The sequence below is a fragment of the Mucilaginibacter boryungensis genome (genome assembly GCF_015221995.1).
In the GTDB taxonomy this organism is placed as follows: Bacteria; Bacteroidota; Bacteroidia; order Sphingobacteriales; family Sphingobacteriaceae; genus Mucilaginibacter; species Mucilaginibacter boryungensis.
Map to the genome: position 1 here is coordinate 284,049 of NZ_JADFFM010000001.1, position 12,668 is coordinate 296,716.

A 12,668-nucleotide genomic window follows, 5' to 3' on the forward strand; every position below is an offset into this window, starting at 1 on the left:
TGAAATCCAAACTTAGTGTATCGGCGGATAAAATACCTATTGGTATATTTCCTTGTTGAAAATTGAGAAATATGCTCATTTCCTGATATTTTACGTCATTTAAACAATTATTTCTTTCAGGGTTTGGGTTAAATGTTTTAGTTTTGCAGGTACTTACAGATCAATTTTACATGGATCGTCTTAATTACATCAATAGCGGAAACGCAGCCTACATCAGCGAATTATACGAAGCTTACCAGCAAGACCCGGAATCGGTGGATTTTGGCTGGCAGAAATTTTTTGAAGGATTTGACTTTGGCCTTAGCGCCGAAGGTATGGCAGCGGCAGGGACAACGGGATCGACCCCGGAGCATGTGTTGAAAGAAATTAATGTGCTGAACATGATTGATGGCTACCGCTCGCGGGGCCACCTGTTCACCAAAACCAACCCGGTGCGCGAACGCCGCAAGTATTTCCCCGGTAAGGAACTGGAAACCTTTGGGCTGAGCGATGCGGACATGGATACCGTATTTAACGCTGGTGTTGAATTGGGCTTGGGTCCGGCCAAACTGCGCGATATACGCCAGCTGCTGGAAGATACCTATTGCCAAACCATAGGCGCCGAATATAAATACATGCGTAACCCTATAAAGGTTAAATGGTTTCAGGACCGCATGGAGCCTAAGCGCAATACGCCTAATTATACTGTTGAAGAAAAGAAGCAAATATTGGCCAAACTTAACCAGGCAGTAATATTTGAAAGCTTTTTGGGTACTAAGTTTTTAGGGCAGAAACGCTTCTCGCTGGAAGGTGCCGAGGCATTGATACCGGCGCTAAACTCGGTAATTGTGAACGGTGCCGATATGGGTATCGAGGAATTTACCATTGGTATGGCCCACCGCGGCAGGTTGAACGTGCTGGCCAATATTATGGAGAAATCTTACAAAGAGATCTTCGCCGAATTCCAGGGTAAAAATTATGATGCCGATTCATCACACGGCGGCGACGTAAAATATCACCTGGGTTATTCAACCGACGTAGAGACCACCAGCGGTAAAAAAGTGCATTTAAGCCTTTGCCCCAACCCATCGCACCTGGAAACAGTTGACCCGGTGGTAGAAGGTTTAACCCGCTCTAAAATCGACTTTAAATACAACGGCGACTACAATAAAATAGCGCCTATACTTATCCATGGCGATGCTTCGGTAGCAGGCCAGGGTATTGTTTACGAAGTTTTACAAATGGAAAAACTGGAAGGTTACCGCACCGGCGGTACCATTCACCTGGTTATAAATAACCAGATAGGTTTTACCACCAATTATAAAGACGCGCGCAGCAGCACTTACTGTACTGATGTAGCTAAAACGGTATTAGCGCCCGTATTTCACGTAAATGGCGATGATGTAGAAGCCCTTGCCTACGTAATTAATCTGGCCATGGAATACCGCCAAACATTTAACGGTGATGTTTTTATTGATATATTGTGCTACCGCCGCTTCGGTCATAACGAGTCGGACGAGCCCAAGTTTACCCAGCCGGTATTATATAAGGCTATCGAAGCGCATCCTAATCCATTAGAGATATACAAGCAAAAATTAATTGCCGAAAAGGTAATGGATGAAGCGGCTGCTAAAAAAGTGGAAACCGATTTCCGTGCGGTGCTGCAAAAAGATCTGGATGCCAGCAAAGCCGAAGATAAATTTATTGAAAGCAAACCGATGTTCCTGGGTGCGTGGCAAGGTTTACACCTGGCTACCGACAAAGAAGTGACAGCCACCCAGGATACCGCTGTCCCTGAAAAGGAATTGGTTGAAATTGGCCAAAAAATAACAGAACTGCCTAAAGACAAGCAATTCTTCAAAAAAATTGAAAAGTTGTTTGAAGACCGCCGCAAAATGGTGGATACCACCAAAACCTTCGATTGGGCTATGGGCGAGTTATTGGCCTACGGAACTTTATTAAAAGAAGGCCACCCGGTAAGGCTAAGCGGCGAGGACGTTAAACGTGGCACCTTCTCGCATCGCCATGCGGTGTTAACGCTGGTTGATTCGGAAGAGGAATATACACCGCTTAATACACTTGATACAGAAGTAAAGTTTAGCATTTATAACTCGTTATTGTCTGAATATGGTGTATTGGGTTTTGAATATGGTTACGCTTTGGCTAACCCCAATGCCCTTACGATTTGGGAAGCGCAATTTGGCGATTTCCTGAATGGAGCACAGATAATTGTTGACCAATACATTGCCAGTTCTGAAACCAAATGGCAACGTGGCAATGGTTTAGTATTGTTACTGCCACATGGATTTGAAGGCCAGGGTCCCGAGCATTCATCGGCACGTATTGAGCGCTTTATGGAGCTTTGCGCCGATAATAATATCCAGGTTGCCAATTGCACTACCCCGGCTAACTTCTTCCATATTATGCGCCGCCAGTTAAAGCGCGATTTCCGTAAGCCGTTGGTGATCTTTTCACCAAAAAGCTTACTGCGTCACCCGGCTTGTGTATCGCCAATGAAAGACTTTACCGAGGGCAAATTCCAGGAAATTATTGACGATACATACGTGGATGCTAAAAAAGTAAAACGTGTGCTGTTTGTATCAGGTAAATTATATTATGAATTACTGGAGAAACAACAGGCCGATAAACGCAAAGATGTAGCCATTGTACGTGTAGAACAATTGTACCCTACGCCGATCATCCAAATGCAGAAAATAAAAGCGAAATACAGCAATGCTAAGGATTTTATCTGGATACAGGAAGAACCTGAAAATATGGGTGCCTGGCCATATATGCTGCGCAAATTCCGCAACAGCGATCTGAATCTGGATGTAATTTCGCGTAAGGAAAGCGCCAGCACAGCTACCGGTTATGCCAAGCAGCATGCATCGCAACAGGCGTATATCATTAGCAAAGCTTTTGAATCACCTGTAAGCGAAGCAACAAAAGAGAAAATAACAAAGACAACGGCAAAAATGGATAAAGTTGTTGCCGACTAATTAGTTTTGAGTAATAAGTTTTGAGTGATGAGTTGACTCAAAACTCACTACTCAAAACCCATCACTACATAAAACTTATAACCTAAAGAAACATGAGTTTAGAGATCAAAGTGCCTGCCGTAGGCGAATCTATTACCGAAGTAACGCTATCGCGCTGGATAAAAAAAACCGGCGACGTGGTAGCCATGGATGAAGTGATAGCCGAACTGGAATCGGACAAAGCCACCTTTGAATTAACTGCCGAAAAAGCCGGCACTTTAACTACACTGGTAAATGAGGGCGACACTTTGCCAATTGGCGCTGCTGTAGCTAAAATAGACGAAGGCGCTGGTGCACCAGTGGCAGCAGAAGGTAGCAATACCACTCCTGCTTCGCAACCTGTAGTTGCTGAAAGCAAACCGGCTGCAACGGTCGCTGCCCCGGCAACCGGAGCGACTATTGAAGTTAAAGTACCAGCCGTAGGCGAATCTATAACCGAAGTAACCTTGTCGCGCTGGATAAAAAAAGACGGCGACCAGGTGGCTATGGACGAAGCTATTGCCGAGCTGGAATCGGATAAAGCTACTTTTGAATTGACTGCCGAACAAGCAGGTACACTTAAAACTCTGGCTAAAGAAGGTGATGTATTGCCAATTGGCGCGGTAGTTTGTTCTATTGCAGCCTCTGGCCAAGCAGCAGTTGCAAGTAGCAGTAGCACTCCTGCTGCAGCAACTGCCACTGCTCCTGCAACTCAAAACACTTCTTACGCCGCAGGCACACCATCACCTGCTGCCGGTAAAATATTGGCTGAAAAAGGTGTTGACCCTGCATCGGTGAGTGGTACAGGCGTAGGTGGCCGTATCACTAAGGCTGATGCTATTACTGCAGATAAGGTGAACGAAAATCCGCAAACAACCAGTTCGCCATCGCCTACAAAAATACCTTTACCACCGGCTACGCCTGCCGTAAGCGCTGCGCCAAGCAAGCCTGACGAACGTGGCGAGCGTCGCGAAAAAATGTCGAACCTGCGTAAAACTGTAGCACGACGTTTAGTTGCTGTGAAAAACGAAACTGCCATGCTGACCACCTTTAACGAGGTGGACATGTCGCCGATTATGGAATTGCGTGGTAAGTACAAAGATAAATTTAAAGAGAAGCATGGTGTTGGCCTGGGCTTTATGTCTTTCTTTACCAAAGCGGTAACTGAAGCATTAAAAGAATGGCCTGCAGTTGGCGCACGTATAGAGAACGAGGAGATCGTTTACAGCAACTTTGCTGATATTTCTATCGCGGTATCGGCCCCTAAAGGTTTAGTAGTTCCGGTAATTCGTAATGCCGATAGCATGAGCCTGGCTGAAATTGAAAAAGCTATAGTAGTATTAGCAGGTAAAGCCCGCGAAAGCAAACTGACTTTAGAAGAAATGACCGGCGGTACCTTCACTATCACCAATGGTGGGGTGTTTGGTTCTATGATGTCTACGCCGATCATCAACTCGCCGCAGTCGGCCATATTGGGTATGCACAATATTATTGAGCGCCCTGTTGCTGTAAACGGACAAGTAGTAATACGCCCGATGATGTACCTGGCCCTGTCATACGATCATCGTATCATTGATGGCCGCGAGTCGGTAAGCTTCCTGGTACGCGTTAAACAATTACTGGAAGACCCAGCAAGGTTGTTGTTGGGGGTGTAAGTTAGTGATTAGAGATTAGTTAATCAGAGATTAGTCTTTGCAATATTAAAACCCGGCTTTTAGCCGGGTTTTTTGTTTTTACACGTTGGTTATCACACTAACTTCCTTAGCGCTACAATCGCCCCGATATGCAAACCTTCATGGAATGGTATAAAAGCAACCGCGTCTTCAACACTGTGCAATTCGGCGCCGTAACGGGTTGTCCAGGTAGGGTAATTGTCGAACATATCAGTTTTCCGGTCGGCTTCAAACTGTGCAAGTGTGCTGAAGAATAACTCTCTTATTTGATTCAGATCGTCGGCTGCATAAAACCTTTCGGGTTTGGTGCCGGGTTTGTAGGTTTCAAAAAACTCTTCGCTTACCATAACGGGTAACGATAAACCCGCGCGTTTATACCATATGCCACATTGCGCGGCAATCATATGGCCCAGATTCCATATAATGTTATTATTGAACCCGACAGGGATGGTGTTCAGTTGGTCAATTGTAAGCGCGTCTAAAGTGTTAAGTATAGTTTGGCGTGGTTTTGTGATAATATCCATGTGTTGGCTCATGTGCATTTTTAGTTATGTTGCTGCAAACATAATTAATTCAATCCTTCCAACGTTTTAAAAAATCGCCGCCGGTTTGTAGTCTCTATACAGAATTACCGCCTTAACGGTGTTTTATTATACCTTTACAAAAAATTCACAGCTGCCATAAATGCCGGATACTGCACTAAATACCCCTCAACGATCGGACAAGCCCATCTGGTATTTCCTGCTTTGCTGGACGCTGCTGAATACCCTGCAATCCTACACGCTGGAACTGCACCCCGATGAAGCTTACTACTGGCTTTATTCCCGCTTTTTAGATTGGGGTTATTATGACCACCCGCCTATGGTGGCTATTTTTATTAAGTTGGGCGATGCCATAATGCATAACGAATTGGGCTTGCGCCTGATGACCATTTTAGCCAGCAGCACCTCAATTTATTTACTTTGGCTGATATTAAAGCGTTATGCTATTGAAGCGCGGTGGTTTATTTTGGTCATGTCGGGGGTGCTCATCTTTCATATTTATGGTTTTACTACTACGCCCGATGTTCCGCTGTTTTTCTTCACCACGCTGTTCTATTACATCTACCAAAAATATATTGATGAGGATAAATTGAAGTGGGCATTGTTGCTAGCGGTGATTATTGCCGGTTTACTGTACAGTAAATACCATGGCGTGTTGCTCATCGGCTTTACCGTTTTATCAAATATTAAGTTGCTGAAACGCCGCAGTTTTTATCTCATTGTTGGGTTGTCAGCCATATTATACTTGCCGCATATTTTATGGCAGGTAAACCATAACTATCCATCACTAAATTACCATTTGTACGAGCGCTCGGCCGAGGTATACGATCCTATAACTACGCTGCTTTATTTTCCCGGACAAATATTAATGGCAGGCCCCCTGATAGGCTGGTTCCTGTTCTACCTGGCGTTTAGCATCAGGGTGAAAGATACTTTTATCCGCGGTCTGCTGGTTAACCTGATTGGGACGGTAATTTTCTTTTGGCTGAATACCCTGAAAGGCGAAGTACAATCGCATTGGACTTTAATTGCCTTTGCGCCGCTGACCATGCTGGTATTGATCCGCTTTAAGCAGCTGAACAATTTCCCCAAGTGGTTTGCTAAACTGGCGGTGGCTAACCTGCTTTTAATAGTTGCGCTGAGGATAGCCTTAATATCGCCTCCTGATTTTATCAAAAACAGTTCACGTTTTCAAAGCTATTATGGCTACCGCCAGTGGGCAAAGCAAGTGAAGCAGCGGGCAGGCAATAACTACGTGATATTTATCAGCGGTTTTCAGGAACCGTCCAAGTATTGTTATTATACCAATTCGCTGAAAGGGTTCTCGTACGATGGCCGCGAGTACCGCCGCACCCAGTTTGATATTTGGCCTATCGAGGATAATATGCAGCACAAGCGCGCCTATTACATTATGGACTTCCGTGGCAGTGGCTTAGTGCTGGATAGTTTTAAAACCGCACGGGGGTTATGGCATGGCATATGGGTAGATAGTGTACGGACATTTCAAAAAGTGGATATTAGTACTAAAGAACATACTATTAAAGCAAGTCCCGGACAAAGTATTGTAATGGATTTGACGATTAACAACCCGTATAATTATCCCATCAATTTTAAGAATGAAACTTACCCGCATGAGACGGTGATGGCTGCCTGTTTTTTGCAAAATGAAAAGAATAAGTTCCCATTCAGGGCTGGGGCCGATTTTGGGCTAATTACTATTCAGCCACATCAAGCCGTGCCTTATCACTTTATATTTAAAGCGCCGCCTGTAAAAGGGAAATACGAATTGATTTTTTCTATCCGCACCAACCCTTTCCCGGGCGGGCGTAACAGTCGTGCCATTAACTTTACTGTTGAATAATATTGCTATGATCAAAAAGATATATCTGCCATTAATTCTATTTATCGCCTGTTTCATCACAACCCGCGCGCAAACTGTCGATGTGCACTTTAACGGGTTGGGTTTTTTAGATAACCACGAATACAAAGAGTTTGTAGACCGCTCGCACACGTATTCCGGTACACGCCTGGCGCTTGATTTTGGCCTGCGCCTTGATTCGGTAAACAGCTTTGTGGTAGGGGTGAACGGATTGCATGAATTTGGTGCGAAGCCTTTCTTTGGTAAGGTTGACCCGGTAGCTTACTACCAATACAAAAGTTCGAAATGGCAGTTTAACGCTGGCGAATTCCCCCGCGAAGGTTTAGTAAGCAACTACCCCCGCGCTTTGCTGAATGATACACTGCGTTACTTTCGACCCAATATTGAAGGTTTGCTGGCGCGGTATCAAAGCCATCACGGCTATGAAACATTTTGGCTGGACTGGGTAAGCCGCCAAACAGTTACCGACCGCGAGCAATTTATTTTTGGCGCATCGGGGAAATACACACCTAAAAAGGATGGCAGCTTTTATATCTCACACTATTTTTTATTACTGCACGATGCCGGTGCGGAGGTATTATTACCCACCGACCATATCAACGACAACGGCGGCGCACAGGTGCGCCTGGGTATGGACTTTAGCCGTAAACAGTCTACATTCGATTCGCTTTCTGTTGAGGCGGGAGGCATGATATCGCTGGAACGCTCACGCGGGGTAGATGGTTTCCAGGTGCCTAAAGGATTCGTAGCCAGTGTTTACCTGAGTTACCATAAAATAGCCTTGTTTGATGAGTTTTATGCCGGGCAGGGCCACCATATTGTATATGGCGATTCCTACTACTCGAAAAAGACATATAACCGCTTAGATGTGATCTATACGCCTTTCCTGTTTAAGAACATTAAGGGACAGTTTGTGTTCAGTTTTCACCAAACCCCTGAAAGTACAGGCAGCAACCAGGAGGTATTCCGGATAACTTACGATTTGGGGCGAAAAACTATAGCTAAATTTAAAGATTGATCGAAAGAAAAGCCCCGAATTCGTCAGGGCTTTTTTTATGCAGCTCAGGATTTGCTTACCGGGACAACCAGTTCGATGTTAACCTGGTCGGGTGTGCCGCTGCGGTCAATCCCATATTCTTTGGGGTTTACCTTAAAGCCGCCTTTAAACACGCCTTCGTTGCCTTTATCATCAAAAGTAAAGCGGATGGTTACGGGCTTGGTAACGCCTTTCATAGTCAGGTTGCCCTCGGCCTCGTAACCATTCCCGGCTTTTTTTACCGACGATGACACGAAGCGGATGGTAGGATATTTTTCAGCGCCCAGGGCATCCTTAGCATGGCTGTTTTTCAGAAAAAAGCCTGTCGCTATGTTTTCCACCTCAATACTTGCTGAAATTTTAGCCTGCTCAGGGTGTGCCTTGTCAAAGTTTATATCGGCTTTCAGGCCCTCAAAGGCACCATGGATCTTCCCGCCCGAAAATTTCACTATAGATTCGCCGCTTTTTACTTTCCAGTTGCCCAGTAATAAGGCAAATGCCGATGTGCTGATGATCAGTAAGGCAATCACCGGATACATAATTTTTTTCATAGAGTCGTTTTTTAGATGTTAATGATAAACTTTGAGATCAAAGCCCTTTACTACAACTACGCACCATTTTTACAAGCGGTTGCCTATGAGTTAACCCTAATCTAAATAAACTGCAAAAAGCCGCATCGACTGTAAGTCTATGCGGCTTCGCTGGATTCAATAATTTATTTTAATTATTAAATAACGTTGCAAACTCGTTGGCAAAATCTTCCAGCTTGGTTTTACCCTGAGCGGCGGGTTTATTGGTATAGTAATGTTCAAACAATATGCCACTGCGCACAGCCGTACCCATTTCAACATACATTGATGCAATAGGTTTAGGGAAGCCAGCCTTTAGCATACCATCCAGTGCTTGCTCATCTGTAAATTCCATCCATTTTAAATCGGGTTTGCCAATTGCAGTGCCTAACGTTTTTACCACATCGCTTATCGGATGTTCAGCGCTGGTTACATAGCGTACACTTTTTCCCGTGAAAGAAGCCTGGATTTCCTCGGCGGCAGCATCAGCAATATCATCAGGATGTACCATAACCAAATTGGTATCGCTGCTGTAGTTTGATCCCATAAATCCCGCGTTTTTTATCATTGGTATATCGTGAAAGAAGTTTACATAAAAGAAACCGGCGCGCAGATGTTTCACAGCCACGCCATCCAGACCGGCAAAAATGTTTTCCACATCGTGTAAGCCTGCAATTGGTCCGGTACCACCATCTAAATGTGCACCTATGCTGCTTAAGTTAACCACTTTTTTTACACCGGCCTTTTGAATAGCTTGTGCATACTTTTCACCGGTTTCCGCAATGTATTTGCGATAGTCGCTAACACCAAAGTTTGGTGGTACCATGGTATAAACAACATCGGCACCGGTAAAGGCTTTGGTAAGAAAGTCTATATCGCTTACTGAGCCTATGGCAGGGGTTGCACCTAATGCTTCAATTTCTGCTGCTTTATCTGCTTTACTGCTAATAATCGTTACTTGATGCCCTGCAGCAATTAGTTTTTTGGCAAGTGGCTTACTAATATTACCTAACGAGCCTGTGAGTGTGATTTTCATGCTATTTTTTATTGTTAATGTTCGGAACAAAAGTATATTTGTACTTACTTTTTTACAAGTACTTACCCTAAAGTATGTAGCTATGGAAGTTAAAGAAAGTTCGACAAGGAATTTTAATAAAGGAGTAGCCACCTTATTATGCCCGGTATCGTACGTAATGAATAAAATTGGGGGCTATTGGAAACCTATTATCTTATACCAGCTAATGAGCGGCCCAAAGCGCTATAGCGAGATAAAGCGCGCCATCCCCGATATTACTGAAAAGATGCTGATACAGCACCTAAAACAGCTACAGGCCGATAACCTGGTGATACGCAAAGCCGAACCGGTAGTACCGCCTGTTGTTACTTATTATTTGAGTGAAGCGGGCGAGAGCCTAACCCCGGTTATGAACGCTATGGCCGAATGGGCTTATCGCGATAATCAAAAACATGCCGTTAATAGCAATAATTAAACTTTGTAGTTAATCTGTTGTCTTATAATGGTTTACTGCATTTTAATATGCGGAAAGACGAAAAAATGGAAATTTTATTTAACTAATAGTAGCGAAATGTTTTTTTGCTGCGTAATGGCTGTATAAAGTTTAATTTTTACATGATATAATTTATGAAAAAACCTCAGCAAATTTTAAAGGGGGCAGGCATGATCGGGATGGTATGTTTGCTGGCCGCAATGTTTTCATCGTGTTTAAAAAACCATGATAATGACGATGCTGTGAATGTTCCATATGCATTAGTAACGGTTATAAACACATCGCCAAATTCACTTGCTCAGGATTTTTACCTGGACAATAACCGTGCAAACACAGCGCCGATTGTTTATGGAGATGGCCTGGATTATATCCGTGCTTATACCGGCAAACGGACAGCAGCTTTTTATAACAGTGGTACCTCAATCAAAACAATATCGGATACTGTTACGCTAAAAGCCGATCAGTATTACTCTGTTTACCTGGCAAACGTGATAACTACACCGGATATAGTGATACTTAAAGACAATATTGTTAAACCAGCTACAGGCATGGCGACTATCCGTTTTGTAAACCTTAGTCCAAACGCTCCTGCTGCCGACTTGGCTATAAAAGGCGGGGCAGTATTGGTTTCTAACAAGGCATACAAGGGTTATTCAGATTTTGTTCCGGTTAACGGCAACACAACTTACACATTAGAAGTGCGGCAAACCGGTACATCAACGGTGCTGGCCAGTATAAACACAGCCTCGCTGCAAAGCGGATCGGTTTATACTGTATGGTTGCAGGGGCTGTCAGGCGCTACCGACCAAACTAAGCTGACCGCAGGTTTGCAAACCAACGTTTACTATTATTAAATTACCTAAAAATCAACATAAAGGCGCCATGGTATCCAGGGCGCCTTTTTTAATGTTGAAAATTTGACCATCTTTAAGGAAAGCTTTTACCCATGAAAACCATATTTCTTTTCGCCATAGTAATTACGTTGCTTAGTCCGTTGCAAAAAGCATTTGCACAAACCGAAACAAAACCAATAACTGCTAAACTAAACCATATAGCCATTTACGTTACCGATTTAAAGCAATCGACCGATTTTTATCACGATCTGTTTAACCTGGAAATAGGTCCTGAACCCTTTCATGATGGTAAGCATACCTGGTTTAATCTGGGCAATGGCGTTAATTTACATGTGATACAAGGGCGCAAAACGCCTCAGGTATTCGAAAAAAATGAACATTTGTGTTTTAGTGTGCCATCGGTAGAAAACTTTGTCAAAATATTGAACAATAAGCACATTAAATTTGAGAATGTAGCCGGTGCAGCGGGCACAATAACCGCCCGTGTTGATGGCGTAAAACAAATTTACTTTCAGGATCCTGACGGGCATTGGCTTGAAGTTAACGATGCGAAATGATAAACATTGAATAATGCTGACATAGACGGCCTTACAAATAATTATATTTGCCCGCCTTATGAAAGCTAATCAACCCGCCGCCTCACCTGTTCTGGTTATTGCCGCCTTTGCTGTTGTATGGGTAGTATGGGGGTCAACTTATTTTTTTATACAGGTGGCTATACATGGCTTCCCTCCAATGCTTATGGGGGCCGTTCGCTTTCTTACCGCAGGTATTTTAATGCTGGTTTGGTGTTTTATAAAGGGCGATAAAATATGGTCGCGCAAAGATATTATTACCTCAGGGCTTAGTGGGTTTCTGATGTTGTTTATAGGCATGGGGATCGTTATATGGGCCGAACGCAGCCTGCCAAGTGCAATGGTAGCTATTATGGTGTCCACTAACCCCATTTGGTTTGTAGTACTTGATAAAGACAACTGGAAAGTAAACCTGAAAAGTAAGTCGACCATTAGCGGATTGGTGTTGGGTTTTGGCGGCGTATTCCTGCTTTTTGGCGAAGCCATATTTAAATCATCCCAAGGTGCTTTCAGTCGCGAACAGTTGGTTGGCTTGTTGTTGCTGCTTATTGGGCCTATTGCCTGGTGCTCCGGTTCATTAGTATCTAAAAAACGCGGTAGTACAGCACCGGCGCGGTTAAATACAGCCTGGCAAATGGTTATAGCAGGCATACTTTACGTTTTTGCAGGCGCCATACATGGCGAGACAGGCGCATTCCATCCCACAGAAATACCTTTAAAGGCTTGGTTAGCTGTAAGCTATTTAATTGTATTTGGATCGATAATTGGGTTTAGCGCTTATGTTTGGCTGCTATCGGTAAGGCCAGCTACCCAGGTAAGCACACACTCATATGTAAATCCCGTGATAGCGGTTTTATTGGGGACTTTGTTTGGTAGCGAACATATTTCTATCCTGCAGCTAATTGGTCTTTTTGTGATATTGTTTAGCGTTTTATTAGTGAACCTGACCAAGTATTCTTTTAAAAAATCAAAAGCGGTCGAAAAAATATTAGTGTAATTAATATGAGAGAGCATAAGATTTACATAATTAATTACC

11 protein-coding genes are annotated in these 12,668 nt (G+C 43.7%); 8 read left to right on the plus strand and 3 right to left on the minus strand.

Features of this window, described 5'->3' with window-relative positions; translation table 11 throughout:
* Positions 1-170: 170 nt before the first annotated feature.
* Both IRJ18_RS01275 and odhB read left to right on the plus strand, forming a co-directional pair.
* Positions 171-2,978, plus strand: a complete 2,808-nt coding sequence (locus IRJ18_RS01275; RefSeq protein WP_194104391.1) for a 2-oxoglutarate dehydrogenase E1 component — start codon at positions 171-173, stop codon at positions 2,976-2,978.
* A gap of 92 nt (positions 2,979-3,070) precedes the next feature.
* Positions 3,071-4,651: a 2-oxoglutarate dehydrogenase complex dihydrolipoyllysine-residue succinyltransferase gene (gene odhB / locus IRJ18_RS01280; RefSeq protein ID WP_194104392.1), complete on the plus strand. Its 1,581-nt coding sequence runs from the start codon at positions 3,071-3,073 to the stop codon at positions 4,649-4,651.
* Positions 4,652-4,743: 92 nt separating this feature from the next.
* Here odhB and IRJ18_RS01285 read toward each other — a convergent pair whose 3' ends face one another.
* A complete protein-coding gene (locus IRJ18_RS01285) occupies positions 4,744-5,205 on the minus strand; it encodes a DinB family protein (protein WP_194104393.1) in 462 nt (153 codons plus the stop codon).
* 148 nt (positions 5,206-5,353) lie between these two features.
* Here IRJ18_RS01285 and IRJ18_RS01290 point away from each other — a divergent pair, with 148 nt between their 5' ends.
* Both IRJ18_RS01290 and IRJ18_RS01295 read left to right on the plus strand, forming a co-directional pair.
* Complete coding sequence (locus IRJ18_RS01290; protein WP_194104394.1) at positions 5,354-7,072, plus strand: ArnT family glycosyltransferase; 1,719 nt, start codon at positions 5,354-5,356, stop codon at positions 7,070-7,072.
* 7 nt (positions 7,073-7,079) lie between these two features.
* Positions 7,080-8,108, plus strand: coding sequence for a hypothetical protein (locus IRJ18_RS01295; protein ID WP_194104395.1), 1,029 nt, complete (start codon positions 7,080-7,082; stop codon positions 8,106-8,108).
* Between the two features lie 44 nt (positions 8,109-8,152).
* On the opposite strand, the gene IRJ18_RS01300 is transcribed toward IRJ18_RS01295, so the two are convergent.
* Positions 8,153-8,677 carry a YceI family protein gene (locus tag IRJ18_RS01300; protein WP_194104396.1) on the minus strand — a complete coding sequence of 175 codons (525 nt, stop codon included), beginning with the start codon at positions 8,675-8,677 and terminating at the stop codon, positions 8,153-8,155.
* 169 nt (positions 8,678-8,846) lie between these two features.
* A complete protein-coding gene (locus IRJ18_RS01305) occupies positions 8,847-9,731 on the minus strand; it encodes an NAD(P)H-binding protein (protein WP_194104397.1) in 885 nt (294 codons plus the stop codon).
* A gap of 82 nt (positions 9,732-9,813) precedes the next feature.
* On the opposite strand from IRJ18_RS01305, the gene IRJ18_RS01310 reads away from it, so the two are divergent.
* From IRJ18_RS01310 to IRJ18_RS01325, 4 genes are all read left to right on the plus strand, one after another.
* Complete coding sequence (locus IRJ18_RS01310; protein WP_194104398.1) at positions 9,814-10,185, plus strand: winged helix-turn-helix transcriptional regulator; 372 nt, start codon at positions 9,814-9,816, stop codon at positions 10,183-10,185.
* A 152-nt stretch (positions 10,186-10,337) separates the two neighbouring features.
* The gene (locus IRJ18_RS01315; protein WP_194104399.1) at positions 10,338-11,057 is read left to right on the plus strand and encodes a DUF4397 domain-containing protein; all 720 of its coding nucleotides are present in this window, start codon (positions 10,338-10,340) and stop codon (positions 11,055-11,057) included.
* A 92-nt stretch (positions 11,058-11,149) separates the two neighbouring features.
* A complete protein-coding gene (locus IRJ18_RS01320) occupies positions 11,150-11,614 on the plus strand; it encodes a VOC family protein (protein ID WP_194104400.1) in 465 nt (154 codons plus the stop codon).
* A gap of 58 nt (positions 11,615-11,672) precedes the next feature.
* On the plus strand, positions 11,673-12,629 hold the full coding sequence (locus IRJ18_RS01325) for an EamA family transporter (protein ID WP_194104401.1): 957 nt from the start codon (positions 11,673-11,675) through the stop codon (positions 12,627-12,629).
* Positions 12,630-12,668 lie beyond the last annotated feature (39 nt).

Bases quoted from the DNA above. Each gene is read 5' to 3' on its own strand.
- IRJ18_RS01275 (WP_194104391.1), top strand. From the start codon at position 171: ATGGATCGTCTTAATTACATCAATAGCGGAAACGCAGCCTACATCAGC.
- odhB (WP_194104392.1), top strand. From the start codon at position 3,071: ATGAGTTTAGAGATCAAAGTGCCTGCCGTAGGCGAATCTATTACCGAA.
- IRJ18_RS01285 (WP_194104393.1), bottom strand. From the start codon at position 5,205: ATGAGCCAACACATGGATATTATCACAAAACCACGCCAAACTATACTT.
- IRJ18_RS01290 (WP_194104394.1), top strand. From the start codon at position 5,354: ATGCCGGATACTGCACTAAATACCCCTCAACGATCGGACAAGCCCATC.
- IRJ18_RS01295 (WP_194104395.1), top strand. From the start codon at position 7,080: ATGATCAAAAAGATATATCTGCCATTAATTCTATTTATCGCCTGTTTC.
- IRJ18_RS01300 (WP_194104396.1), bottom strand. From the start codon at position 8,677: ATGAAAAAAATTATGTATCCGGTGATTGCCTTACTGATCATCAGCACA.
- IRJ18_RS01305 (WP_194104397.1), bottom strand. From the start codon at position 9,731: ATGAAAATCACACTCACAGGCTCGTTAGGTAATATTAGTAAGCCACTT.
- IRJ18_RS01310 (WP_194104398.1), top strand. From the start codon at position 9,814: ATGGAAGTTAAAGAAAGTTCGACAAGGAATTTTAATAAAGGAGTAGCC.
- IRJ18_RS01315 (WP_194104399.1), top strand. From the start codon at position 10,338: ATGAAAAAACCTCAGCAAATTTTAAAGGGGGCAGGCATGATCGGGATG.
- IRJ18_RS01320 (WP_194104400.1), top strand. From the start codon at position 11,150: ATGAAAACCATATTTCTTTTCGCCATAGTAATTACGTTGCTTAGTCCG.
- IRJ18_RS01325 (WP_194104401.1), top strand. From the start codon at position 11,673: ATGAAAGCTAATCAACCCGCCGCCTCACCTGTTCTGGTTATTGCCGCC.